Annotated in this window: 23 protein-coding genes and 1 tRNA gene; 10 read left to right on the top strand and 14 right to left on the bottom strand. The window is 62.4% G+C overall.

The window, feature by feature from the left end:
• Positions 1-98 precede the first annotated feature (98 nt).
• The 4 genes from J6497_RS14285 to mobB all read right to left on the bottom strand — a co-directional run bounded on the left by J6497_RS14285 (position 99) and on the right by mobB (position 4177).
• A complete protein-coding gene (locus J6497_RS14285; protein WP_225704895.1) occupies positions 99-1754 on the bottom strand; it encodes an OFA family MFS transporter in 1656 nt (551 codons plus the stop codon).
• 322 nt (positions 1755-2076) lie between these two features.
• Positions 2077-2349, bottom strand: coding sequence for a sulfurtransferase TusA family protein (locus J6497_RS14280; protein WP_225704894.1), 273 nt, complete (start codon positions 2347-2349; stop codon positions 2077-2079).
• Between the two features lie 52 nt (positions 2350-2401).
• Complete coding sequence (locus J6497_RS14275) at positions 2402-3655, bottom strand: molybdopterin molybdotransferase MoeA (RefSeq protein WP_225704893.1); 1254 nt, start codon at positions 3653-3655, stop codon at positions 2402-2404.
• On the bottom strand, positions 3656-4177 hold the full coding sequence (mobB, locus tag J6497_RS14270; RefSeq protein ID WP_225704892.1) for a molybdopterin-guanine dinucleotide biosynthesis protein B: 522 nt from the start codon (positions 4175-4177) through the stop codon (positions 3656-3658).
• Between the two features lie 214 nt (positions 4178-4391).
• On the opposite strand from mobB, the gene J6497_RS14265 reads away from it, so the two are divergent.
• Entirely contained in the window at positions 4392-5282 is an 891-nt protein-coding gene (locus J6497_RS14265; protein WP_225704951.1) for a formate dehydrogenase accessory sulfurtransferase FdhD, read from the top strand.
• Positions 5283-5465: 183 nt separating this feature from the next.
• Positions 5466-6068: a molybdenum cofactor guanylyltransferase MobA gene (mobA, locus tag J6497_RS14260; protein ID WP_283844425.1), complete on the top strand. Its 603-nt coding sequence runs from the start codon at positions 5466-5468 to the stop codon at positions 6066-6068.
• 511 nt (positions 6069-6579) lie between these two features.
• Here mobA and J6497_RS14255 read toward each other — a convergent pair.
• Together J6497_RS14255 and J6497_RS14250 are read right to left on the bottom strand one after the other, a co-directional pair.
• Positions 6580-8526 carry a molybdopterin biosynthesis protein gene (locus tag J6497_RS14255; protein ID WP_225704890.1) on the bottom strand — a complete coding sequence of 649 codons (1947 nt, stop codon included), beginning with the start codon at positions 8524-8526 and terminating at the stop codon, positions 6580-6582.
• 8 nt (positions 8527-8534) lie between these two features.
• Positions 8535-9641 carry a molybdopterin-binding protein gene (locus J6497_RS14250; protein WP_225704950.1) on the bottom strand — a complete coding sequence of 369 codons (1107 nt, stop codon included), beginning with the start codon at positions 9639-9641 and terminating at the stop codon, positions 8535-8537.
• A 216-nt stretch (positions 9642-9857) separates the two neighbouring features.
• Between J6497_RS14250 and J6497_RS14245 the strand changes: the two genes are divergently transcribed.
• A complete protein-coding gene (locus J6497_RS14245; RefSeq protein WP_225704949.1) occupies positions 9858-11048 on the top strand; it encodes an ABC transporter substrate-binding protein in 1191 nt (396 codons plus the stop codon).
• Positions 11049-11132: 84 nt separating this feature from the next.
• On the opposite strand, the gene J6497_RS14240 is transcribed toward J6497_RS14245, so the two are convergent.
• Positions 11133-12095, bottom strand: a complete 963-nt coding sequence (locus J6497_RS14240; RefSeq protein WP_225704889.1) for a TAXI family TRAP transporter solute-binding subunit — start codon at positions 12093-12095, stop codon at positions 11133-11135.
• Between the two features lie 124 nt (positions 12096-12219).
• Here J6497_RS14240 and J6497_RS14235 point away from each other — a divergent pair, with 124 nt between their 5' ends.
• The 5 genes from J6497_RS14235 (at position 12220) to J6497_RS14215 (ending at position 16857) form a co-directional block, all read left to right on the top strand.
• Entirely contained in the window at positions 12220-13188 is a 969-nt protein-coding gene (locus J6497_RS14235) for a Bug family tripartite tricarboxylate transporter substrate binding protein (protein ID WP_225704888.1), read from the top strand.
• Between the two features lie 148 nt (positions 13189-13336).
• A tRNA-Ile gene (locus J6497_RS14230) sits at positions 13337-13412 on the top strand.
• Between the two features lie 963 nt (positions 13413-14375).
• Positions 14376-15125 (top strand): hypothetical protein, encoded by a 750-nt coding sequence (locus J6497_RS14225; RefSeq protein ID WP_225704887.1) that lies wholly within the window; start codon positions 14376-14378, stop codon positions 15123-15125.
• 326 nt (positions 15126-15451) lie between these two features.
• The gene (locus J6497_RS14220) at positions 15452-16024 is read left to right on the top strand and encodes a TQO small subunit DoxD (RefSeq protein WP_225704886.1); all 573 of its coding nucleotides are present in this window, start codon (positions 15452-15454) and stop codon (positions 16022-16024) included.
• 89 nt (positions 16025-16113) lie between these two features.
• Positions 16114-16857 (top strand): class I SAM-dependent methyltransferase, encoded by a 744-nt coding sequence (locus J6497_RS14215; protein ID WP_225704885.1) that lies wholly within the window; start codon positions 16114-16116, stop codon positions 16855-16857.
• On the opposite strand, the gene J6497_RS14210 is transcribed toward J6497_RS14215, so the two are convergent.
• Genes J6497_RS14210 through J6497_RS14190 form a run of 5 tightly spaced genes read right to left on the bottom strand, consistent with a single transcriptional unit; the run spans position 16858 to position 21716 of the window.
• Positions 16858-17589 (bottom strand): glycosyltransferase family 2 protein, encoded by a 732-nt coding sequence (locus J6497_RS14210; RefSeq protein ID WP_225704884.1) that lies wholly within the window; start codon positions 17587-17589, stop codon positions 16858-16860. It lies immediately after the preceding gene.
• A gap of 5 nt (positions 17590-17594) precedes the next feature.
• On the bottom strand, positions 17595-18665 hold the full coding sequence (locus J6497_RS14205) for a radical SAM protein (protein ID WP_225704883.1): 1071 nt from the start codon (positions 18663-18665) through the stop codon (positions 17595-17597).
• Positions 18662-20035, bottom strand: coding sequence for an MptA/MptB family glycosyltransferase (locus tag J6497_RS14200; RefSeq protein WP_225704882.1), 1374 nt, complete (start codon positions 20033-20035; stop codon positions 18662-18664). The genes J6497_RS14205 and J6497_RS14200 overlap by 4 nt, the downstream gene beginning before the upstream one ends.
• Positions 20032-20736: a TIGR04282 family arsenosugar biosynthesis glycosyltransferase gene (locus J6497_RS14195; protein ID WP_225704881.1), complete on the bottom strand. Its 705-nt coding sequence runs from the start codon at positions 20734-20736 to the stop codon at positions 20032-20034. Before J6497_RS14195 ends, J6497_RS14200 begins: the two co-directional genes overlap by 4 nt.
• Entirely contained in the window at positions 20733-21716 is a 984-nt protein-coding gene (locus J6497_RS14190; RefSeq protein ID WP_312010290.1) for a nucleoside phosphorylase, read from the bottom strand. The genes J6497_RS14195 and J6497_RS14190 overlap by 4 nt, the downstream gene beginning before the upstream one ends.
• 132 nt (positions 21717-21848) lie before the next feature.
• Here J6497_RS14190 and J6497_RS14185 point away from each other — a divergent pair, with 132 nt between their 5' ends.
• Together J6497_RS14185 and J6497_RS14180 are read left to right on the top strand one after the other, a co-directional pair.
• A complete protein-coding gene (locus J6497_RS14185; protein ID WP_225704880.1) occupies positions 21849-22994 on the top strand; it encodes an acyl-CoA dehydrogenase family protein in 1146 nt (381 codons plus the stop codon).
• Between the two features lie 83 nt (positions 22995-23077).
• Entirely contained in the window at positions 23078-23923 is an 846-nt protein-coding gene (locus tag J6497_RS14180; protein WP_225704879.1) for a phosphate/phosphite/phosphonate ABC transporter substrate-binding protein, read from the top strand.
• A 51-nt stretch (positions 23924-23974) separates the two neighbouring features.
• Here the strand turns inward: J6497_RS14180 and J6497_RS14175 are convergent, their stop codons facing one another.
• Entirely contained in the window at positions 23975-25003 is a 1029-nt protein-coding gene (locus J6497_RS14175) for an Rv1681 family radical SAM protein (RefSeq protein WP_249793559.1), read from the bottom strand.
• 121 nt (positions 25004-25124) lie between these two features.
• A complete protein-coding gene (locus J6497_RS14170) occupies positions 25125-25352 on the bottom strand; it encodes a hypothetical protein (protein ID WP_225704877.1) in 228 nt (75 codons plus the stop codon).
• Positions 25353-25537 lie beyond the last annotated feature (185 nt).

The raw sequence follows: 25537 nt of genomic DNA, 5'->3' as shown, positions 1-25537 counted from the left end.
AATAAGCATTTAAGGGACATGCCAACACGCATATCCCTTCCCGGTTCCTGCGCGTAAGCCGGCGTCGCGGGACCAAAGCACCCACGACGCCGATGCGATCAGAAGATCTTGACCGCGCTCTCCAGCGTCTTCCAGACGCCCCAGGCCAGGGGAATGCCGACAAAGGCCCAGAACAGCGCGGCCTTGGCATCTAACCCACCGAACCCGATTCCGTGGGAACCATGCGCACCAGCCGCATCCGCGCTCGCAGTCGCCGCCTGCAGCTTGGCTACCTCCGCATCGCTCATATGCCACTTCGGATCGACCGGCTTGACCAGATAATTGCAGATCAGGCCTGCGATCAGCATGGCGCAGAGGATGTACATCGTGGTGTTGTAGAGCTGGTCGCGCGGAACGCCGGCAGCTAGCTGGAACTCGCGGATGTAGTTGACCACGACGGGACCGATGATGCCCGCGGTCGCCCACGCCGTCAGCAGGCGCCCGTGAATGGCGCCAACGAACTGCGTTCCGAACATGTCGGCGAGATAGGCCGGCACGGTCGAGAAGCCGCCGCCATACATCGATAGGATGATGCCGAAGCCGAGCACGAACAGGAGTTTCGAGCCCATCGCCGCGAAGGTCGGCGCCAGCGCATAGAGCGCGATGCCGAGCAGGAAGAACGTGTAGTACGTGTTCTTGCGCCCGATCTTGTCCGACAGCGAAGCCCAGAAGAAACGGCCGCCAATGTTGAACAGCGACAAGAGCCCGGCGAAGCCCGCCGCGATGCCGGCGATCTGCGCCTTCTGCGACGCGTCAAGCTGGTTGAAGCCGACGTTAGGCAATCCGATCAACTTGCCGGCGAAGATCTCCTGCAGCATCGGCGAGGCCATGCCGATCACGCCGATGCCCGCGGAGACGTTGAGACAGAGCACCCACCAGATCAGCCAGAACTGCGGCGTCTTGTGCGCATCGTCGAGATGCACGTTCTTGGTCGAGATCATCGCATTGGCCTTGGCCGGCGGTGTCCAGCCCTCGGGCTGCCAGCCGGCCGGCGGAATCCGATAGCGGAAGGCGCCGATCATCATGAACACGCAATAGATCACGCCCATCGCCAGGAAGGTTTCCCAGACGCCGACCGAAGTCGGGGTCTTGAAATAGTTCATCAGGATGTTTGCGAGCGGCGCGCCGATCATGGCGCCGCCGCCAAAACCCATGATCGCCATGCCGGTCGCCATGCCGCGGCGATCGGGAAACCATTTCACCAGTGTCGACACCGGCGAGATGTAGCCAAGCCCGAGGCCGACGCCGCCGATGACGCCGGCGCCCAGCCACATCAGCCAGAGCTGGTGGACGTAGACGCCCAGCGCGCCGATCAGCAAACCGCCCGCCCAGCACAGTGCGGCAACGAAGCCGGCCTTGCGCGGCCCGACGCGTTCGAGCCAGCCACCCCAGATCGCAGCGGAGACACCGAGCAGCACGAAGAACAGGGTGTACATCCACCCCAGGCTCGCCACCTTCCAGTCGCAGCTGGTCGTGAACAATTCCTGCCACAACGAGATGTCGGGACACGCCTTCGGCGCGTTCAATCCGATCGCGCGCGACAGTGGCAGCCAGAACACCGAGAAGCCATAGGCCATGCCGATGCACAGATGGATGCAGAGTGCTGCCGGCGGCACCAGCCAGCGATTGAAGCCGGCGGTCGCAATCGTCCGCTCCTTGTCGAGGAAACCAAGCCCCGCGCCGGCCACAGTGCCGGTGCTGCTAATCGTCGTCATCCGATCCTCCCTACCCACACGCGCTTCAGTCACGCGTCCAGTTGTTTAATCCCATCCCAAAATTCGCCGCGAGCAACCCTGCTGCTCGGCGGCATTCCCCGATGCGCCCGAGATCACCACGCGCATTGAAGAGTCCCACACCGGATCCGACGCGATATGTCGGATGTCTGGTGCCGGCCGCCAGCCCTGATTTGCAGATGTGCCCGCCCCAGATCGCGCGTGCCTTGCACGCGAGCACTACTCCACCAGTTGGTCAGAACGTCTGAAATGTGTCGATAGGAAAAAGGTAGGTACCAAGCAGCGCGGCTGTTGCAGCGCACGGCTACCGTTGCGGCGCGGACGAAGCATCATCGATTTTCTCTATCGACCCATTTGTCTTCTCGATCAAAAACACGATGCGGCTGTCGTTGCGCTCGGTGATCTCGACCTTGTCGCCGGTCTCGCGGATCAAGTTCGGGATGTCAATCACTGACAACGGATCGGTGCAGCGCACTTCGAGAAAATCACCCGGCTTGACCGCCTTCAGCGCCTTGCGCGTCTTCAGCGCGGGCAGCGGACATTTGAGACCGGTGAGATCGAGTTTTGTCGTCGTCATGTTTGCGAACATGGCGAAGCATTGGCGCAGCGTCAATCGCTCCGCGAGAGCTTCAGATCAGGCTTGCATAGGACAGAAATCCGACGGTCTGGCCGGGTTCGACGCGTGTGATTGGTTCACTGAGTTCGACCAGGCCATCGGTGTCGACCAGCGACGACAACAGCCCTGCGCCCTCGCGTGGAAACTTGACTGCTTCGAGCATGCCATCCTGCGCTTGACGCAGGTTGACGCGGACATATTCGCGACGGCCGATCTTCTTCTTGTAGGTGAACTCGGCGCGGACCGGCATCGGCACCAGCGGCTCCGGCACGGCGGCGGACAGCGCCAAAATGGTTGGCCGCACCACGTGAACAAAGGTGACGAAGCTCGCAACGGGATTGCCTGGCAGGCCAATGAACGGCGTGCCGCCGATGATGCCCATCGCGACCGGACGGCCGGGCTTGATCGCCATCCGCCACAGCACCAGGCGGCCGACGCTCTCGACGCCGGCCTTGACGTGATCCTCCTCGCCGGTCGAGACGCCGCCGGTGGTGAGGATCAGATCGTGGTGGCCTGCGACGTCCTTCAGCGCGCGTGCGAGGCTGGCGGGCTCGTCGCGGAGAATGCCGAGGTCGCTGACCTCGCAGCCGAGCCGCCGCAGCATTGCCATCAGCATGAAGCGGTTGGAATCGAACAGTTGCGGCGGCGCGCGGCGCTCTCCGGGCGAGACCAGCTCGTCGCCGGTCGAGAACACCGCGACGCGGATGCGCCTGATCACGTCGAGCTTGACGAGGCCGAACGCCGCGGCCAGCGCGACATCCTGCGGCCGCAGGCGTTTTCCAGCCTGCAGCGCGGCGTGGCCGAGCGGAATGTCCTCGCCGGCCGGCCGCACATTGGCGCCCGGCTCCAGGCCGGCGGGCAGGACGACTTTGTCGCCCTCGAGGCGGACATCCTCCTGCATGAATACAGTGTCGGCGCCATCGGGCAGCGGCGCGCCCGTAAAGATGCGCACGGCATGACCGGGCTCGATCGGCGCATTCGCCGCCGCGCCCGCCTGCACCCGTCCACTGATGGAAAACGCCTGCTCCGAAGCTTTGGGAAGATCGCGGCTCGCCACTGCATAGCCATCGACGGCGGAGTTGGTGAAAGGCGGCAGTGGCAGCGGCGCAAGGATTTCGTTGGCGAGGATACGTCCGTCGGCCTCCGCAAGCGCGACGGTCTCGATATCGGGTATCGCCGTTACCCGCGTTGTGATCAGGCGCACGGCTTCATCGACCGACATCATCGGCCCGCTGGAGGCAAAGCAATCGTCGGACAGTTGCGCCATTCAGGTCTCGCTCTTCGCCAGGATCTCATCGACCGCGACGGCGGCGCGCTGCATCATGGCGGCAACGGAGGTGACATCATCGAGATGGGCGGTCGGCAGCCGGGTTTCAATCGCCGCATCGGTCGCGATCCCGACAATGCCGGGATCATCGGGGAACAGCAGCGGCTTGTTGTTGGCGGCACGATACACCTCGATCTTGCGCAGCGGCTCGCGTTTGAAGCCTTCGACGACGACGAGATCGACCGGCGCCATCTTGGCAAGCAGTTCGGCTAGCCGCGGCTCGCTGGCGCCGCGCAGTTCATGCATCAGCGCCCAGCGCCGGCTGGAGGAGACCAGCACCTCGGTCGCACCCGCTTGGCGGTGCACCCAGGAATCCTTGCCGGGCACGTCCACGTCGAATTCGTGATGGGCATGCTTGATCACGGAAACGCGCAGGCCCAGCCCCAGCAGGTGCGGAATCACGCGCGACAGCAAGGTGGTCTTGCCGGCGCCGCTCCAGCCTGCGAGTCCGATCACTTTCATACGACCTCGTCCCAAAAGGAACCCACTCGTTCCGCCGTCATTGCACCCGCTCCGCCGTCATTGCGAGGAGCGAAGCGACGAAGCAATCCATAGTTTCCGCGGAGACGGATGGATTGCTTCGCTGCGCTCGCAATGACGTGCGAAGCCCTTATTCCTCTAAGCTTCCGACATGCTTATATCGGATGGCAGGGAAAGTCATGCTAACCTGACCGCCATGATGAAGATTGAGAAAGCGCCTGCTCCCCTGATCGTTCCCAACCCGGACGACCCGCGCCTGACCGAGCAGGTGACCGGGACCGACCAGACCGGCACCAGCGTCGAGATCAAGGTGCCGATGGAGCGGCCGCTGACGCTATATCTGAACGCGCAGGAGATCGTCACCATGATGACGATCGGCGACTACCCCGAATATCTCGCGCTCGGCTATCTCCTCAACCAGAACATGCTCAAATACGACGACGCCGTCACCGAGGTCGAATATGACGACGACCTGCAGGTGGTGGTCGTCCGCACCGAGCACCACACCAATTTCGAGCAAAAGCTGAAGAAGCGCACCCAGACCTCGGGCTGCGCCCAGGGCACGGCGTTCGGCGATCTCCTGGAGGCGGTCGAAAACGTGGCGCTGCCGAAGGCGGAATTGCGCACCTCCTGGCTCTACCAGATGACGCATGCGATCAACACCATGCCCTCGCTCTATCTCGAAGCCGGCGCGATCCATGGCTGCGTGCTGTGCAAGGAGGGGACGCCGATCTGCTACACCGAGGATGTCGGCCGCCACAATGCCGTCGACAAGATCGCCGGCTGGATCTACCGCCATGGTGTCGACCCCGGCGACAAGATCCTCTACACCACGGGTCGGCTGACCTCGGAGATGGTGATCAAGACGGTCAGGATGGGCATTCCGATTCTGGTGTCGCGCTCCGGCTTCACCGCCTGGGGCGTCGAACTGGCGCGGCAGGTCGGGCTGACGCTGATCGGGCGCACGCGCGGCAAACGCTTCATCGCGCTGTCAGGCCAGGAGCGCATCGTGTTCGACCAGAACCTCGACTATGTCGAGGAGGAATCCGCCAAGCACAAGCGCAAGGGCGAAGCTGGTGACGACTGACATTATGACATCAGGTGCATCCACAAAGGCGCTGCGCCCCCTCTCCCGCTTGCGGGAGAGGGTTGGGGTGAGGGTCTCTCCGCAATGGGACTCCCCCGGGTGGAGAGAACCCTCACCCGGCGCTACGCGCCGACCTCTCCCGCAAGCGGGAGAGGTGAAGTGAATTCGCGGATTCCCGGTGTGTTGCTCGCAGGCGGCCTCGCGCGGCGGATGGGCGGCGGCGACAAGCCGATGCGCACGATCGGTGGCCGCACGATCTTGGAGCGCGTGATTGCGCGCCTCGCGCCGCAGTGCGACGGCCTCATCCTCAATGCCAATGGCGATCCCGCGCGCTTTGTCGCGTTCGGTTTGCCCGTCGTCGCCGACAGCGTCGCCGATTTCCCAGGGCCTCTCGCCGGCATCTTGGCGGCACTGGAATGGATGGCGGCAAACCGGCCGGAGGTCTCGCTGGTCTTGAGCGCAGCCGCCGATTGCCCTTTCCTGCCGCGTGATCTCGTCTCACGCCTCCACGAGGCGCTGGTGAAAGAAAACGCGCAACTGGCCGTGGCAGCCTCTGCCGGTCAGTCGCATCCGGTGATCGGACTATGGAGCGTGTCGCTCCGCGACGAACTCCGCCACGCCCTCACCGTCAAAGACATCAGGAAAATCGACCGCTGGACCGCCCGCTACAAGCTCGCCACTGTAAACTGGCCGACCGAGCCGCTCGACCCGTTCTTCAACGCGAACACCGTTGAGGATATCGCCGAAGCCGAAAGGCTGGCGGCGCTGGATGCGGCAGCGGACTGACACCACTGTCATTCCGGGGCGCGCCTCTTGGCGCGAGCCCGGAATCTATCGGGCCGCATGAGCTGGTGGCGAAATGGATTCCGGGCTCGCGCTTCGCGCGCCCCGAAATGACGCTGTGTGTTGTAGCGCGAGCCATGAACGGACGCTTAGTAATAACGTTTCTTAGCGCGAAACTGGAGAGGAAGCGTCAGTAGAGCTGATCCTCTTTCTGTGGCCATCGCGCAGGGAAAGCCGGAATGCTTCGGTTGAACCTGTGGCCCTACCCCCGTGCTTTTTGTTGCACGGGGCCCACGGGTGCAACCGGCACCCGGCTTTCCCTGCGCCTCTGCTCAATGAGAGGGTGAAACGAACGCAAGCCTCGGGCACATCATGCCGCGAGAATGCGGATTCACATCCCCTCTGCTGTTTGACAATCGAATCGGAATCGTAGGGTAGGCAAAGCGCAGCGTGCCCACCGTCGCGAGCGGAGTGCCTGATGGTGGACACGCTGCGCTTTGCCTACCCTACGCGACTACGCAGGGCGAAATCCCGCCCGCTCCAATGCCGCGCGACTTTCATCCGACGCAAGTGCTTCGAGAAAGGCCTGCACCGCCGGGCGATGCTTGCGCGCGGTCATCAATGCGAAGTCGTAATGCTCCTCCGCCAGCGGAATGAAGCCGAGTCCGGACGCATGCGCTACCGGCGCGATCGTCATGCCCCAGTCGGCGCGATGCTGGGCGACGGCAGCGGCAACCGCGTTGTGCGAGCGCGGTTGATTCCAGTAGCCGTCGGGACGCGCACCGCTAAGCAGGCGGTCGATCAGGATGCGCGTGCCGGCGCCCTGGTTGCGGTTGACCATGATACAGGCGGGATCGGCGAGCGCGGCGCGTACCGCATCCTGCACCGACCGGCCTTCGAAGCGTCGGTCGCCCCTGCGGAACACGATGCCCTGCATCCGCCGCCAGCCCGGCACGAGCTCAAGCCCATCGGCGAGATAGGGCACATTGTAGGTCTCGCTCTTCTCATCGAACAGATGGATCGGCGCGAAATCGCATTCGCCGCGCTTGGCTGCCGCAAGCCCGCCGAGGCTGCCGACCGCGATCGAGCGCACCGAGAGCCCGGCGCGCGCCAGCGGCGCCGTGACGAGATCGAGCCCGGTGCAATGGCTGCCGACGATGACGAGATCGGGCACGCGCACATGCGGCGTGAACAGCGTCACCTCGGCCTCAGTGCCAGCGGGCATCTGATCGGCCAGCGCGTCGATCTTCAGGAAGCCGTCGGCCTGCGCGAACGAGGTGATCGCGCCGGAGCCCTTGCCGCTGGGATAGGCGATCAGACCGTCGCTGCCTTCGACCAGCGACACCATGACGAACTCGGTACGGCCGAGTTCGGAGGCGATCCGCACCGGCACCTTTGCCGCCACCTTCGCATCGGAGCGCGGCGGAAGGCCCGCCATCCGCCGCAGCACCGGCACGATCATGTCGTGGAAGGTGAACATCGCCGAGGTTGGAAATCCCGGCAGGATCACCACCGGCTTGCCGTCGCACACCGCAAGGCACAGCGGCTTGCCCGGTTTCAGCGCCACACCATGGGCGATGATGCCGGGCTTGCCGAGCCGCGCGATGATGCGATGGGACACATCGCCCGCGCCTTTCGATGTGCCGCCGGAGAGCACCAGCATGTCGCTTTCGGCGAGCGCCTTGCGCATGGCGGATTCGAGTTGCGCCTCGTCGTCGGCAATGGCGCCGGCAAAGACGGCATCGCCGCCATTCTCGGAGATCGCTGCCGTGACGATGGCGCCGTTGGTGTCGTAGATCGCGGCCGGACGCAGCGGCTGGCCCGGCTGCACCAACTCGTCGCCGGTCGAGAGAATGGCGACGCGCGGCCGCCGCGCCACGCGAACTTGCGCGATGCCGCAGGCCGCGAGCATGCCGATCTCGCGCGAGCCGATGATGGTGCCGGCACGCAGAAGCGTTTCGCCGCGCGCGATATCGGAGCCGGCATAAGACACAAGTTGTCCGGGCGACGCGGCGCGACGGATCTCGATTGCGCGCTGGCCCGCGGGCTGCGTGTGCTCGACCATCACGATCGCGTCTGCCCCGCGCGGCACCGGTCCGCCGGTGGCAATCGACGTCGCCGTATCAGACAGCACCGGCCGCGCCGGCGCGGTGCCGCAGGCGATCACCTCGTCGTTCAGCACGAGGCGAACCGGCGTGGCCTCGCTCGCCTGCTCAAGATCGGCGGAGCGCACCGCAAAACCATCAACGTTGGAGCGGTCGAACGGCGGCACGTCAATCGGTGCGACGACATCGTCGGCCAGCGCGCAGCCGAGCGCCTGCTGCAGCAGCCGTGCTTCGCTGGCCACCGGCCGCGGAAACAGGGCAGCCTCGAACCGCGCCAGCGCCTCTTCGCGCGACAGGATGGTCAGGAACTGGTCCTGATCGAAACTGCCGCGCCCCTTCGCAGATGTATTGGTCATGTCGGAACTCATTCCCGCAACATATAGGCATCGATCGGCCTGCCCGCAGCAAATCCTTCGGAACCGCCGGGCACGACCAGAAACGCCTCGGCGCGCGCGATCGCATCGAGCGAGAGCTCGCCAACCGCGATCGGCATCCAGGCATCGCGCTGTCGTTCCAGCAGCACGAACTCGGCAATGCCGACGAGCGAGGCGATCTTGCGAGACAGCGGCAACGACAGCGTCCTGCGCGGCCGCCGTCCGGTCAACCGATCGAGCACCGGCAGCGCCAGCGCCCACCACGCCGCAAACGCCTGGTCGGGCGCGCCGGGCAGCGCGACGACCGGCGTCTTTCCAAGACGGCCGACCGCCGCAGTGCGGCCGGGTTGCAGGGCGATCCCATGGGTGATGACTTCGCCGCGCGCAGCGAGCGCGCTCACCGCCGCGTCGGTGCGGCCGACGCCGCTGCCGCCGATGGTGATGAGGAGATCGCAGGCCGCATCTTCAAACGCGGCGACGATCGACGCGGCATCGCGCGCGCCGGCCTCGCGACTGATGACCTCAGCGCCGGCGGAACGTGCGCTCTCCGCGAGCAGGTTGGCGGTCGCCGTCGCGCCGGGAATATTGACGATGTGCAAGCGCGGCCGTCGCACCTTGAGCCGCTCAATCCCTGCTGTGCGCGCTATCAGAAGATCGCGCGGCAGCAGGCGCTGTCCAGCCTCGGCAACGAGACTCCCCTCGGCAATGTCCTGGCCCTTGCGCCTGACACCCTGCCCCGGGATCGCCTCGGCAAGCACCTGCGCAATGGGCCCGCCCACCTCGACCAGCTCGGCATCGAGCACGCAATCGCAAGCACAGGGCATGGCGTCACCGGCTTCGACCCAGGCAGGCGGCGCCGCCAATGGCAACGGCGAGTACGAGGAGGCGCCGACCAGATCATTGGCGCGCAGCGCCCAACCATCGGTGGCGGCAACATCATGCGGCGGATGCGCTGGCAGTGGCTGCATCTCGGCCGCGATGCAGCATAGCGCGTCCGAAAGCGGCACCTCGATCGGCTGCACCGGCTCGAGCGCGCGCAGTAGGGCAGTGAGCACGGTTTCCAGTGGCGTGAGCGAAGCCGGCAGGCGCTGGGTCAGAACCATGGCTCCGCCTATCTACTGTATCAGGTGAGAAATCAACAGGTACCGCCGCACGTCCCTGCTCCGAAAGGACGCGTTGACCCCGACCCGGCCTGGTTGCAAAAGAAACCAATTCACCCGGGTTCACGTCCCGGAACAAGCAATAACGGCCAATGTGCCGGTCCAGGGAGGGAGACAAGAATGTTCGATGTAATGTTCGACAGACCATTTTCCATGCTCGGCGCGCTGGCCGGCGCCATGCTGGCCTCGACCGCGGCGCTGGCGCAAGTCTCCGACGACGTCGTCAAGATCGGCGTCCTCACCGACATGAACGGCCCGGCGTCAACGCCGACAGGACAGGGCTCGGTCACCGCGGCGCAGATGGCGATCGACGATTTCGGCGGCAAGGTGCTGGGCAAGCCGATCTCCGTGATCGTGGGCGACCATCAACTCAAGGCCGATATCGGCGCCAGCATCGCGCGACGCTGGTATGACGTCGATCAGGTGGATTTGATCGTCGACGTCCCTGTCTCCGCGGTCGGGCTCGCGGTGCAAAACGTCGCCAATGAGCGGAAGCGGCTGTTCATCACGCATTCGACGGGAGCGACCGACTTCCATGGCAAGTTCTGCTCGCCCTACGCGATGCAGTGGGTGTTCGACACCAGGGCGCTCGCAGTCGGCACCGCGCGGGAGGTGGTGAAGCGCGGCGGCGATAGCTGGTTCTTCATCACTGACGACTATGCATTCGGGCATTCGCTCGAAAAGGATGCGTCAGCCGTCGTCACCAAGAACGGCGGCAAGGTGCTGGGCGCGGTGCGGCCGCCGTTTGCGACGCCCGATCTGTCGTCGTTCATCCTGCAGGCACAAGCGTCGAAAGCGAAGATCATCGGCATCGCCGCCGGGCCGCCCAACAACATGAACGAGATCAAGACCGCCGGCGAGTTCGGCGTGTTCAAGGCTGGCCAGAGGATGGCGGCGCTGCTCGCATTGATCACCGACATCCATTCGCTGGGTCTGCCGACGGCGCAAGGCCTGTTGCTGACGACGTCGTTCTACTGGGACATGGACGACAAGACCCGCGAGTGGTCGAAGCGCTATTTCGCCAAGCTGAACCGGATGCCGACGATGTGGCAGGCGGGCGTCTATTCCTCCGTGATCCATTACCTGAACGCGATCAAGGAGGCCGGCACCGACGATCCCCTGAAGGTTGCGGCCAAGATGCGCGAGAAGCCGATCGAGGATTTCTTCGCCCGCAACGGCAAGCTGCGCGAGGACAATCTGATGATCCACGACCTCATGCTGGTGCAGGTGAAGTCGCCGGAGGAATCGAAATATCCATGGGACTACTACAAGATCCTCACCAGGATTTCCGGCCAAGACGCGTTCGGCCCTCCGGATCCGGCGTGTGGGTTGGCGAAGAAGTAAGATGGGCGAATGGCGAGTAGCGAGTGGCGAATCGGGAAGGCGGGGAGTGGTTATCCATTCGCTACTCGCTATTCGCCACTCGCCTCATTTTGCTACTCCAATCTCGCGAAGATACTTCAAGACACCTGGATGAATCATCTCCACATTCGGCGCCGCCGCCACCGTGTTCGCGGCCGTCGTCTCGCAGGCCTGCGCCAGCTTCCTGCAGAACTCGCCCTCGATTCCGTGCAGTGTCTTCGCCAGCCGATAGGCGACGTCATCAGGCAGGCTTTCGCGCACGAGGATGAAGCTCCACGAGCCGACGGAGGCGATCGCTTCCGTCTGCTTCGGATAGCTGTTCGGTGGGATCGTCAGCGGCTTCAGGAAAGTGTGCTTGGCGCGGATGCGCGCGATCTCCTCCGCACTCGGAGCGATGAAGCGCGCTCCGGCAGGACTTTCCGCCATGGCGGCAAAGCCCGGCCAGCCGACGCCGGCACCCCAGAGCGCTGCGGCGCGGCCATCCTGCACCATGGCCGGGCCGTCGCCGGCACGATCGAGATAGATCGACTTGAAATCCTCGTCCTGCTTCAGGGAGATGCCATCGAGGATGTAGCGCGACAGGATCGGTAGGCCCGAGCCTTTGGCGCCGAAGGCAACCGGCTGGCCGACGAGGTCGCGGATCGTCCGGTAGGGGCTATCGGCCCGCACCACGAACATGCCGGGGCTCGAATACATCGCGGTCAGGATCTTGAGCTTGGTCGCGGGCCGCCCGATTCCCATGAACGCCTCATAGGCGGGCTCGCCTGCCACTGTCGCGATGTCGAGCTGGCCTGCTTCGAGCAGCGGAATGTTCTCGTTCGAGCCCTTGGTGTTGCGCGGCGCGATCGCAAGGCTCGAGTCTGCCGCGTTCATGGCTTCGGCAAAGGCATTGCCATAGAGCGGGAAACCGCCGCCCGGCGTCGCCGTCCCCAGGCTGATCGTGGTCTTGGAAATGGCCTTGCCTCCCTCCTGTGCGGCCGCCCCACCGGCGAGCAGGACAACAGTGCAAACCATCAAAGCGATTTTCATTGGCGGCCTCCAACATCTTCTTGCACGGGATTGACGGATCTTTGTGCTGCAGAGGTTGTAGGCAAGGCCGGAATTTTATGAAAGCATGGCCGCAACGGTAACAAGAAAATGACGAGGAAACATAATGCTTCGATTTTTGCGTGCGACGTCCCTTGGTTTGATTTGTCTTTTGAGTCTTATCGCCCCCTCCTCCGCCGCGGACTATCCGAACCGCCCGGTGCGCTGGCTGATCGGATTTTCCGCCGGCGGGCCGGTCGATATCGTCGCCCGCATCATGAGCCAGTGGCTGTCGGACCATCTCGGCCAGCAATTCGTGGTCGAGAACCGCACCGGCTCCGGCGGCAACATCGCAGCCGCCGCCGCGATCAATTCGCCTGCCGACGGCTATACGCTGCTGTTCGTGGCGCCGAACAACGCCATCAGCACTTCGCTCTACAAGAAGCTGCCCTTTGACTTCCTGCGCGACACCACCCCGGTCGCCAGCATCATGCAGCTCACCAACATGCTGGTGGTCTCCAATGCGATGCCGGTGAAAACCGTTCGGGAGTTCATCGATTACTGCAAGGCCAATCCGGGCAAGGTCTCCTATGCATCGTCCGGCAACGGCACCTCGGTGCACATGTCGGCGGAGTTGTTCAAGGCGATGACCAAATGCGAGATGCAGCACGTGCCCTATCGCGGCTCGGCGATCGCCTTTCCGGACATCATCTCCAACAAGGTGCAGCTGATCTTCGACAACCTCCCCTCGGCGCTGGAGCAGGCGCGAGGCGGCAATGTCCGCGCGCTTGGCGTCACCTCGCCAAAGCGGTGGCCCAGCGTGCCTGATATTCCCGCGATCGCGGAGACCGTGCCGGGCTTCGAATCGGTCGGGTTCTACGGGATCTCGGCGCCGAAGGGCACGCCGCCGGAGGTCGTCGATATCCTCAACAAGGCGGTCGGCAAAGCGCTGAAGGATCCCAAGCTCGTCGCCCGCCTGGCTGAGGTCGGCGGCATTCCCAAGCCGATGACCCCCGCCGAATTCGGCAAGCTGGTCGCCGACGAAACCGAGAAATGGCGGAAAGTGGTGGAGTTCGCCGGGGTTTCGGTGGACTAAAGCGCCGGGATTGCCCGATCGCCCCTTAGCCTGTAAACGGAGCCGGCACCGTTGCCGGCCGCATCAAGCATGATCCGGCCCCGGGCCTGCCTCAGCAAGGCGGCCCCGGGGTTCCGAAGAGATCACGCTCGACCGGACGTCCGCGGCGGGGCCTGTAGCTCAATGGTTAGAGCCGGCCGCTCATAACGGTCTGGTTGCAGGTTCGAGTCCTGCCGGGCCCACCAGTGAAATCAGAGCGTATCGGTTCGCAACAGACCTGACTCGGATTCGCACGATCTGACTCTGCGCCCGCCTCCCAAGCTGGGTGAACACCGAAAGAACGACTCGATCTCGCTCTAACAACGACTCGATTTTGACTTATATTAGAGAACGACTCGATTTTGCATCCCACAGGCATGACTGACGACTTTCGGCTCGATTTTTCGAATTGACGTGGGCCGCAAAAAAAACGCGGGGTTCCTTTTGGATCCGAACGGCTGGCGCTGTCACCAGAGGAGCCAGCAGGTGCGTTGGTTCGAGAAACAGGTCAAATCGACTTCGCATAAGGTTCATTATTATGCGAATTCGGGTTCTCGCCGTCAGCGTCGAGCTGTCGTTTCTGGTTGGACCTGAGTCATTTGCGCTCTATTCGAGTCTCAGCAAGATGCCCTTCTCGTCGGCTCATGCAGCCGGCGCGCCGCTGGTCAACGCAATGTCGTATCCGGCTAAGACGACCGTCCCGAAGCCGCCGACCAGTCCCGTCAGCAGAAACGCCGTTCAGCGGCGCTGCGCGCTACCCGGCCCTTCCCTCGACGTCCCGGGTCCGAAGATCAATGACATCGCGGCAGGGGTTCACCTAGGTCGCGTTTCGTGATTACCGCGCCAGAAACGCCCCTTATTCGCGCATCGACATGCCGCTATCTTTTAGCAGCAGCAGATCAGTGCTGCATCTCCTGCCCGGCTAGGCACCCTGCCCTTCAGTCGCAGATTGGGCCGCGACGGCGCATCAAAAGGTTGAAGTCGTCGTGTTCCCCACCGCCGGACTCAGTTATCGGCGAGATACATTGATGGGCGATGAAGTCCTGAGAGGCTGCGATTGCGGCGGCTGGCGACAGCTGCAATCTCTAACAGTACACAACGCAAATTTCCAGTATTCTGGGCGATCTCAGCTCGGTCAACACAACTGCACCAAACCTAGGGAGCTCGACATGAGCAATACTCAGGCCCGCAGAGAAATGAGCCGACTCGATGTGATCCGCCTTTTCGCCTTCAGCATGCTGTTGATCCTCCCTGCGACTTCCCGGGCGCAACAGCTCCCTCCGATCGCCGAACAAATGGCAAAGACCTACGGCCTTGATTCGTTTGGGCAAATCGAGGCAATCCGCTACACCTGGAATGCGGAATTGCCTGGTGTCAAAGTTACTCGCAGATGGGAGTGGAGCCCGAAGACCGACACTGTCTCCTACGAGGGGAAAAATAAGCAAGGCAACCCGGTCAAGGCTACCTATCAGCGCTCGCAGCTCAGCAGCCAAAGCGATGCCATAAAGAACGAAATCGATCCGGCATTCATCAACGATCAATATTGGTTGATCCTCCCTTTGCACGTCGTATGGGACGCCCCTACCGTGACCAACGAGGGCACGCACAAATTACCCCTGGGCGACGATTCCGCTGAACGGCTTGTGGTGAAATACCCGTCGGAGGGCGGCTACGACCGCGGCGACACCTGGGACCTGTACGTTGGCGCGGACAAGCGAATAAAGGAGATCGCCTACCACCGGGGCGGAACCAAGCCGCCCAAGCTCGTGATCGCGACGTGGGCCGGCTACAAGAAGGCTGGCCCACTCCTGATCTCAACAGATCACCGTGGGACGCTCGACGGAAAGCCCATGCAGCTTTCGTTTTCGGATGTGTCGGTTAAGCTGACGGGATCGGAAAACTGGATCAACGCGCAATGAGGAGCGGAGAGGTTCGTTCGAGCGATTGATCGTGTGTGGTTCACAGATCAGTCGCCTGGTTCTCGATCCAGTCGCTCGCAACAGCGGGTTGGCGCGCTGTCGAATCGTACAATGCCGGCGCTCTTCAGCGTAATGATTGCACGTTCTGCTGCGTAGTAGCCCAGGTAGGCGCACCTCTCGATCGCTCGCACGGTGGTGCGCCTTACGCTGAGTAGCTATCCAAATCTCTGGAGCACCCGCCTATGCCTAACAATCCCTTCACCAATGCGTGGCAATTCCTGACGGCGGGTACGGGTGATTATCTCCGTCTGGGAAACTGGCGCTATTTGATCCTGGCCCTGTTCTGGGCGCTGCTGATCGCCGGCATTGCAGTGGCCTTCCAGAATTGGCGGGAGGATCCGGCGCAGCGTACTGGCCGACATCTTGGCATCTGGCTGGTCCGCGTCCTGATCGGCTGCATGTGGTTCCAAGGCATGTTGTGGAAACTGCCGCTGCCCGTGTCCGATGGTCTGCAATATTGGACCGAACAGGAAACGACGCACGCGGCTCTCGAATTTCACCGCACATTCATGAAGGATGTCGTGTTGCCTAACATGACGATCTTTGGACCAATTGTCTTTCTTGCCGAACTGGTGTTTGCAGCATCGATGATCCTCGGGCTTGCCGTGCGGCTGGTTGGCGTGCTGGCCATCGCCTACGTGCTGCAACTGTGGCTCGGCCTCTATGGCAATCCGGCAGAGTGGCCGTGGACGTATATGTTTCTGGCCTTGCTGATGTTCCTGTTCGTGGTCGAGAGCGCCGGCCGCAGTCTCGGCCTTGATGCTTGGTTGCGCCGCAAAATCCCTGCCGTGCGCGACAAGAAGGGCCTTATCGGCTGGTTCTTCAACATCGCGGGTTAGTTGCAATCATTTTGCGTGGAAGAGATCATGCTGGAGTCATCCCGTGAGCTGACAGAACTGGACGAGCACGCCGAATGCCTGGCAGGCAAATGATCGCACTGGTGCGCGCAGCGATGTTTATTGCGGCGCTGGACGTGGCTTGCGCATACGCCGCCGACATCGGCTATCTGGCTCCGCCAGGAGTCCCCGCAAAAGAGTTTCCCTCGCCCCAGCGTCCGGTTGCACAGATCGTCAGCCCAACCCGCGCCTCCGAGGAGCGCCGCGATTCACTGAATGAGGCCGGCGAGATAGCCCGTCTTCTTGACCTCAAGTCAGGCATGACGATTGGCGATATCGGTGCCGGTAGCGGTTATCACACAGTGCGTCTCTCGCGGCTCGTCGGTCCCACCGGCTCTGTCATCGCCCAGGACGTCACGCGGCGTTATCTCATCGCGCTCGCCATGCGAACGCAACGCCTGAAGCTGATAAACGTCAGATTCGCGCTGGGCGAACCGCACGACCCGCGCCTGCCCGCTTCCTCGCTCGATGTCGCCCTCCTCGTGCACATGTATCACGAGATAGCTCAGCCCTATGCATTCCTCTACAATCTCGCGCCCGCCTTGAAGCGGGGCGCGCGGGTCGGAATTGTCGACCTTGAGCGCCCCACGTCGGAGCATGGCACGCCAATTGAGCTGTTGCGCTGCGAGTTGGCCGCCGTTGGCTATCGCGAGATCGCTACGCACCAGCTCGCAGGCGATGGCGGATACCTGGCGGAGTTTTCTCCACCCGAGGTAGGAGGTCTAAAATCTCCCCGGGACATCGTTGCTTGTGGAGATCGTACCGGCGCTCGCTGATCACCGCTGCTGAGTTCGGAGCTCAAACGCGAGGCGAACAAATGTCGCTGAAATCGACCAGGCCGCCTTGACGCCAGTGATGAGATTGCCGGAGACCTTCGATACGCCGCCGATCCGGCGCCGCTGCCCGACGGCGATTTCCAGTGCCGGCAGGCGGGCTGCCGCAACGCGCATCAACATTTCCAGGTTCCAGCCGTATGTCTCCTCCTTCATGCCGAGATGTATGAGTTCGTCCCGACGGATGGCGCGAAACGGCGAAAGGTCAGTAAAGTTTGCGCCATAGACGAGGCGCAAGAGCAGCCCGCCGACATAGGCCGCGAAGAGTTGCTGTGGCGCCAGGCTCCCGGGCTCACGCGGACCGCGAACGCGCGAGCCGAGAACGAAAACGGTTTGCCCGGCGACGATCGGCGATACCAGATCGGGAATGAATTCGGCAGGATCGCTGCCATCGCCATCGAGGAAGACTACAATGTCGGCATCATCGCGCGCTTTGGCGATGCCCGCCTGGATCGCGCGGCCGTAGCCGGCCCGAGGCTCGACAATCACGCGAGCTCCCGCGGCCTCCGCCCGTTCAGTCGTACGGTCCCGGGAGCCGCCGTCGACAACGACAACCTCGCTCACATTCTGCGCCAGCACCGCGGTCACGACCTGGCCAATCGCTATTTCCTCATCAAGGCACGGAATGACCGCAGAGACGACCGGGTGACGCCGTGCGCCGATCTCATTGGTCACCTCGTTCACAGGCTCCAGCGCAGGCCGCAATTCGCACAGCTTTTCGGCGGCTTGTCTGAAAGGAGCGCCGTGCGAAAGTCGCGATACGCGGGCCCGTTCCAGATGTCCTCCAAGGACTGCTGCCCCGCATGGCCGAGCGTATAGTTGTCGTAGCCATGCTGCGAAAACGGCGCGATACAGCACGGCAAGGCGCGACCATTGGCCGTGAAATACATCAACGACCACGGCCGCCGGCAGAGCGACCATGGCGAACCGTCGCCGCTGCTTCTCAGACTTAACCCCGGCTCGCTCGCTGCGCCTGATGCGCTGAAGGCCACGCCAAGCGAGCGTGCAAGATCCTCGGCCTGTTTCAGATACGCCGCTTCCCCCTCGGTCAGGCGTTCGAACAGCGCCTGATCAGGACCTGCCTTGCCAATTGCCGCTTCGTCGAAAAACACGAGCCTTTGCAGATAGACTTCCTTGACACCGATCTCCGCTGCAACTTTCACAAATGCCGGGAGTTGCTCGACAGTATCTTTCAGGCCGGTAAGCCAAACAGAAACTTGCGGCCTAGTGCGCCCCTCCCGCTCCTGAAGCTCGCGAAATGCACGTATATTGCGGATGATGCGGCCGAAATAGTCCCTGCCACGGATCGCCTTGAAGCTCTCGCGATTTGACGCATCAAGCGACACACGTAGCTCGTCAAGCCCGGCGTCGATCAGCGCACGCCCGTTGCGCTCGCTGAGGACTGTTCCGTTGGTGTTGAACAGGACGTAAACGCCGCGTTCCTTCAGGTACCTGACCATCCGGGGCAGGTTTGCGACCAGCATCGGTTCGCCGACGCCGTGCAGCACCGCGCGCGAGAGATCGGAGACTTGCTCGACAATCGACGTAAACAGGTCCCAGCTCATGTCCGCCGGCGGCTCGAGCTCCTCATAGGTGCGAGGACAGGTCGTGCACAGCAGATTGCAGCGGTTGGTCACTTCCAGATAGAGGCAGACCGGCGGACGCGGGGCGATCTCGGTGCGCTCGACCGTGACCGACTCGTGATATCGGCGCGGATCCAACGGCGCGCGAGCGTCCCGCGAAAGGCTCATCGTGATGCCTCCGTATCTGCACTCCGCTGCATGCGGGCTCTCCAGGCTGTGAAGGCACAGGCTAGAAAAAGACCTCCGAACAGAATTGATTTGGTCACTATTCTCGGAATGTAGAAATCCCAGTCGAGCTGCTCAGACAGCAACAGCGCTCCGATCGACACAACCCAGGTGGACGCGGATCCACACAGGGCAACAAACGGCATGATGATCAGAAAATACCAGGGATAGTTGGGTGACAACAACAAGAGCGTAAGGAGTAACAGCATGTTGATGTCGGCAAGCGTCAATACGATAGTGCGGTCAGAGCTTTGGGCCACGGAGAGCCCCTTGAACAAGAGGACAAGAGCGGCCAGTGCGACGTAGACGACAACGTCACCTTGATACTCGCCAAACAAAAGGCGCCAGAGGGACAACAGCCAGAGATCGTTGCCGGCACTAATCCCCTCTTCCGTCAGATAGCCCTTGGTCAGGAATCCGAGAACTCCCCAGCCAGCCGACAAATAGGGAACATAACAGAGCGCGACGATAGCGATCACGACGAGTGGCATCCTGAGGTCCCAAGGGCGCCAAATTCCAGCCAGCACCGGCGCCGCATAGGGCTTCACCAGCAGTGAAAGAGTGATCACGGCGGCTCCGCGGAGAGCATGGCCCATCAGGGCAATCCACAGGCCCAACAGCATCAGGGCAACCATCAACGCGTCGACATGGCCGCCGTTGGCAATTTCCCACAAGGGAAGCGGGTGCCAAAGATAGGCGATCACGCGCGTCACCGGACGGTTCATACGCCGCAGCAGGAGCATGATTAAGGTGACGGTAACTGACTCGCAGCCCAGCAGTGCAAGTCGCATCGTCGTCACGGTTTCGCCGAACCGCGTGACAATGAGGAAGAAGAATTGCGCCACCGGAGGATAGATGGTTACGGCGGTATCAGCCCGGTTGATGTGAGGAAAGATCATCCCGTCGCGCAGAAACGCCAGCGCGTCATCGGCTGGCATGTAGCGATAGGGATTGATGCCGGCGGCCTGCACCTTGCCATCCCAGACATAACGATAAATGTCGCTGGACAGAAGCGGATCGAACAGCAGCGCATAGACTCTCAGCGCTATCCCAAGCCCAAAGATAAGCCATAGCGCTCGATCACGTGGCGCGCGCTCGACCAGGCGTGTCGCTACGATCGTCAGTAGACCTGCGGCGATGCTCAGAGCAATGAACGCATTGTCACCATAGGCCTCGAGGGCAAGGGGTGTCGCCAGAGTCAGAGCCAGCAGGGCTGCACCAATGCCGGCCAACAGGTGAAGCGGAGGCATGTTGCTGGCGGAGCGCGCAAGTCGATCGAATTGACTGGGAACAGCCGCCGCCATTGGCTTCATGGGTCTATCTGCGGCGCTGCCTCGAGAAAGGCCCGGCTCGCCGCGGCAAGACCACCGCCACGAAAGCGCGCGGAACTGCCGGCCAATTCGTCCCTAAGCCAGCCCAACGTTTCAACATCGTCGATATCGTACCATTCCGGAAGCAACGTTGTGGCGAGCCCGATTTCGGCAGCGCGCTCGCATGTGCTGCGAGCCACGGTTTCGGTTCCCCAGGCAATTCGCGTGAACAGCTGCCTGTGCGGGTGTTTCAAGCCGATAAGATAGTAGCCGCCATCACTCGCCGGCCCGAGCACCATTCGATCGCCCGGCTCGCGGAGGATTTCAATCGCCTGCATCAGGAAACGGGTAGGAAGGGTCGGGCTGTCACCATTGACGAGCAAGACGCAGTCATGTCCATCGATCAGGAGATCGCGCGTGGCACCGAACAGCACATCACCGAGATCGTCGCCAACCTGCAGCATGAGCCCGAACGTTGCCGGAAGGAGCTCCCGCATGATGTGTTCGACTCCCGCGGGCGCATAGACACCATACCCTCGCCGGCCAAGGGTCTCGGGGACCGCGTCGATGGCTGCGGCGACGTCACGCAGAAAGCAGGACGAGAGTTCCGACGCCGCAACTGCGCCAATGGCCGTCCCAAGCCGCGTTTTTGCGCGGCCGGGTTGTGGCGCCTTGCAAATGATCCCGATCGCCGCGACACTCACGGAAGGAGCCGGGACCGCAGGCGATCGGCGGCGATCGCGATCAATTGCAACGCGTCCCGGCTACCGTCTGCTTCGCCTTTTTCAAAATCACCATCGACGCGTCCCATTTGATTTGTCACATGGGCAAAACACAGGACGGGCTTTTGTCGGGCTTGCGCGAACGCGTAGAGTGCAGCAGCTTCCATTTCGACTGCCATCAGGTTTCTTTGAACCATTGCGTCGATCGCCGGCTGGGTTTCACGGAATGGCGCGTCGGTTGTCCAAGTCGCGCCCGTAAGCACCGGCACAGGGAATTCGCGGAATGCACCGTTGAGCGCCGAGATCAATCCGGCATCAGCATACGAATAGTCGGACGCTGCCATGTAATGATAGCTGGTGCCTTCGTCGCGCAGGGCGCGTTCGATGACGATGAAATAAGGCGGCGGACGTACCGGCACGATCTGCCCGGAGGAGGTGACGCTGATCAGAAGTTTGCAGCCCGATGCAAACATTTCCTCAGCGATCACCACCGCGAACGAGGCGCCCACAGCGCAGCCGACAATTCCGAAATCGATCCCGCTCCGGCTAAAGGTGTAAAGCTGCGTGTGATAGCAGGCCCATCCGGGTTCGAGCCGGGCTTTGCCGCCGGCGAGCAGGCTGCGCACCATGTCGCCGTCAGGATCGAGCACGCAGACGTCGGGAATGCTGGAGTCCGTAATCCGTTTTTGCCTGCGGGCTTCGCGCAGCAGACTTTCCGGCGTGAATGCAGACGGCTGCGCGTAATGTTTTCCCGCGAGGATTGGCGGGGACCCGCCATCATTGATCGCCATCACCAGACAAACCTTGTCACGCTGCTGCCGGTTATTGGTAGCGTTCCCCCGGACGGCGGGCAAGCGCCGCCTAGGTTCGCCGATGTCACAAAAAATGGATTTCAGGTGATGTAACAAAGCGGCCTTGAAGAACGTAGTAACGACGGCCTGTACTGGCTGTTGGTACCGCAAGAGCCTGCCATGCCGGAGCTACTCGTGTTGATCCGATGGCGCGGGTCGCGTAGCATCGGTCGCAAGGAGAGGCGGGTTCGATATTCGAACGTGACAGACAGTGCCCAGGTGTCGAGGTGTCGAGGTGTCGTTATGAACCATGAGACCGCAGTTTCGAATGCCAAGGAGATCGCTGACCGTATTCTCGCGCCGGCAGCCAAACAGAACGACAAGGATGGTCGATTTTCGTCCGAGGCAGTCGCTGCGCTCGGTTCAGCCGGATTGCTGGGGATCATGCTGCCCACCGAGATGGGCGGCTCGGCTCTGGGACCGCGGACGTTCGCGGCCGTCATTGCGACGCTCGCAGAAGCGGACGCGTCGGCCGCGATGGTCTATCTGATGCATATGAGCGCCACCGCGACGATCGCGGCGGCACGTCCGGGTGCTACCGTCGCACCGACACTCAAAGACATTTCGGCCGGTCGACACCTGACAACCCTGGCATTCAGCGAAGCCGGATCGCGCAGCCACTTCTGGACGCCTGTCTCGCGAGCGCAGCCCAACGGCGCCAACGTATACATCACGGCCAAAAAATCTTGGGTGACGAGTGCCGGTCACGCGCAAAGCTATATTGTCTCGATCTTAGCTCCTGAAGGCAAAAGTCCAACGGATTCGACCCTTTACCTTGTCGCCAGCGGTACGCCCGGACTGTCGGTCGCCGGCCCATGGGATGGTTTCGGGATGCGCGCCAACGCTTCTGCGCCGATGATTCTCGAGGATTGCGAGGTCGAGCCTGGTCTCCAACTGACCGAGGACGGTGCCGGTTTCAAGGCGATGCTGGAGATCGTGCTTCCACTGTTTAACCTCGGAACGTCGGCGGTCGCGCTAGGCCTTTGCCGGGCCGCGGTGGCCGCGACCGCGGCTCATCTCAAAAGCGCTCGCTTCGAGCATTTGGGCCAGACCCTCGGAGAGAGCCTGCCGACGCTTCGCGCTCAACTGGCGACGATGCAGATCGACACAGATGGGCTTGCGGCGCGCGTCGACGATCTCATCGATCATCTTGAGCGCCCCCGAGATACCACCATGCTGCGCGTACTCGAGAGCAAGGCGTCGGCAGGTGATGTTTCGATCGCCGTCACTTCGGCCGCGATGCGAGCGTGCGGAGGCGCAGCGTTTTCCAAGCATATGGCCACCGAGCGATTGTTCCGCGATGCCCATGCGGGCGCTGTTATGGCGCCGACAGGCGATGTTCTGCGGGACTTCATCGGCAAAGCCATTTTGGGAATGCCGCTGTTCTGAGCGCGAAAGCACTGCGCCGCCCGGCAGCGCTCGGATCGCGATTGTCGCAATTGGACGTTAGCTTCGACATGTGAGAGGCAATCATGGGCCAGACGATCTGGGTAGGTGCCGTCGCGTATGACCCAAAGGTGGTCGGTATCTGGGAGGGCATGCGACGGTATTTTCACGAGGAAGCACGACTGCCGGTCGAGGTGGTACTGTTCCAGAGCTACGAGGCGCAGGTCGCCGCCCTCCTGGCCTTACCCGGCGAGCCGCTGCCGCGCATCGACATCGCATGGAACACGAACCTCGCCTATATCCAGGCTGACGCCTGGAGCGACCACCGCTGCCGACCTATCGCAATGCGCGATACCGATGTGGGCTGGGCGACCAAGATCGTCGCGGTAACCGGGGGGCCGGTCGCTACGCTTGCCGATCTTAAGAGCCGCACCCTCGCTCTCGGCAGCCGTGACAGCGGTCATGCGGCAATCCTCCCAGTTTATTTCCTGCAACGCGAGGGACTGGTTGAGGGAAAGAACTACCAAACGCTGCGCTTCAACTCCGACCTCGGCAAGCATGGGGATACGGGGACAAGCGAGTCCGATGTCGTTCGTGCGGTCCTCGACGGCCGTGCCGATGCGGGTGCAATTGGCAGCCCGTTCTGGAATGCAGTGCGTACCGAGCGTCTGGTGCCGGAAGGCGCGCTGACTGAGATCTGGACCTCGCGGCCCTATAGTCACTGCATGTTCACTGCTCGCTCCGATCTGAACGCCGCGCTGGAGCAACAGTTTGCGAAAGCGCTCTTCGGGATGAGCTACGACAATCCGACCCATCGTCCTGTGCTTGAGGCCGAAGGGCTGCGCCAATGGATAGCGCCGCAGCTTGAAGCCTATAGCGAGCTACGGGAAGCGTCCACCCAACAAGGTCTTTTGACGCGGCCTTTGGCTTAGCTACCAGGAGCAAAAACCTGCTTCGGCCTCAAGCGCACTTGCCACCCTTTATCAGGCGCAATTGAAAATCTTTGCTAAACGGCGCGGATGCTCAAATTCGCGATCGAAGGCACGACGTACAGCTGCGAAGGATGCGGCGAGTGGAAAGATTTCGCGGCTGACCAGCAGGTCGTTGTCTTCGGCTCCGACCGGATGCCAAAACACGCCTTCGGCTGTAATCGTCACCTCGGGAACCAAATCTGCCCTTGCCAAGGCGATGCCCTGCGCGGCGGAGCCTCGCAAGGCAATCCGCCTGATCACCCGGTTCTCCTCGCTAACGTGATGGGCGTCAAGGAAGCTGCGGAACTCCTCGGCCTCCGCGTCAGTCGACACCGTCGCCGCCAATCGCACGCGGAATCCTTCCGCGCGGGCGCGCTCGATCCCCCTCCGGGCACGCACCCATGTCCCCTTTCCTCGATGGCTGTCATGGTGCTCCGGCGTCGGACTGTCGAGGCTGATCTGCAGGGTTACGCGCTCACGCGGCAACGCGCGCAGCATCTCAAGCCGACTTCCGGCAAACAGCATGCCGTTGGTGAGAACTGTGGTCGGCGCTGCCGCGGCACAGGCGGCTAGGATCTTGCCGATATTCGGCAGCATAAATGGCTCGCCGCCGGTCACAAAGATTTCACCTACGCCGAGCTCCGCTGCCTCGGCAGCGATCCGTCGCACGCGCTCGATACCAAGAGCTCGCCGCGGAGCTGTGGGTGACGAGCGCACGCAACAATAGTCGCAGCTCAGGTTGCAGTCGAAGTTGGTGTAAAGCCACAGACGAGAGCCGACAGGCCGATCCTCTCCGACATTCTGACGAGCCTCTCCGTGCCGAAATACCCAACAACTGCGACCTTCTTCGACTGTTATGTCGACCAAACTGTTGCGTGTGAAGCGGCACCATGCCTCGAGCTCGGGGCCGATACTTGGATTGCCGCTGATCACAGCCACGAGGTCGCCCTTACGGCTGCGGCGGAGCGCAGCTATCAAATCCGGCAGGAGGCCCGAGGCGAATGTCTTGGTGCCCGCGTCGAACTCAACATTCGCATGCATTCTCATGAGCAGACCCCATGGTCTCTACAGACGTTCGACGTGGACCGCCCCAGTTCGCACCAGAAGCAATCTCACCAGAACCCGATGAACAGGATCAATCTCAAACGAAAACGTCGAAAAATCAACGATCGCGGTCCATTATCGTTCCGCTCATAACGGTCTGAGAAGCGGACCCAAGCATCATCATCGGGCCATGCCGCTGCCGGATGACAAGCTGACCCATGTTGTTCGTGTAGACGAAGGTCTCGGTCTGATCCGGGACCACGCGGTTTTCCCGATCATGCTCGTGGTCAACGTCGTCGGGGTTGCGCTCATCGCGTGGAGGGATCATGCTATTGTTATCGGTCATTGTCGGTGTCCGATGTTTGCTCTTTCGCCGGCGTCAGCCTTGCCGGGCCGACGCGGGTTTTCATTTCTCCCAGAATTCGCGCAAATCGATCCGCGCCTTGACCGCACGCTGGCGCAGCCAGGCTTGAACCGCCGTGTCCGGCGGCCGGCAGGATCGATAGCGGACCCATTGTCCGGTCCGCATCA

Origin of the sequence: Bradyrhizobium cenepequi (assembly GCF_020329485.1) — a bacterium.
Taxonomy (GTDB): Bacteria; Pseudomonadota; Alphaproteobacteria; order Rhizobiales; family Xanthobacteraceae; genus Bradyrhizobium; species Bradyrhizobium cenepequi.
The sequence above is the reverse complement of the archived record's forward strand: the minus strand, read 5'-3'. Positions and strand labels throughout refer to the sequence as shown.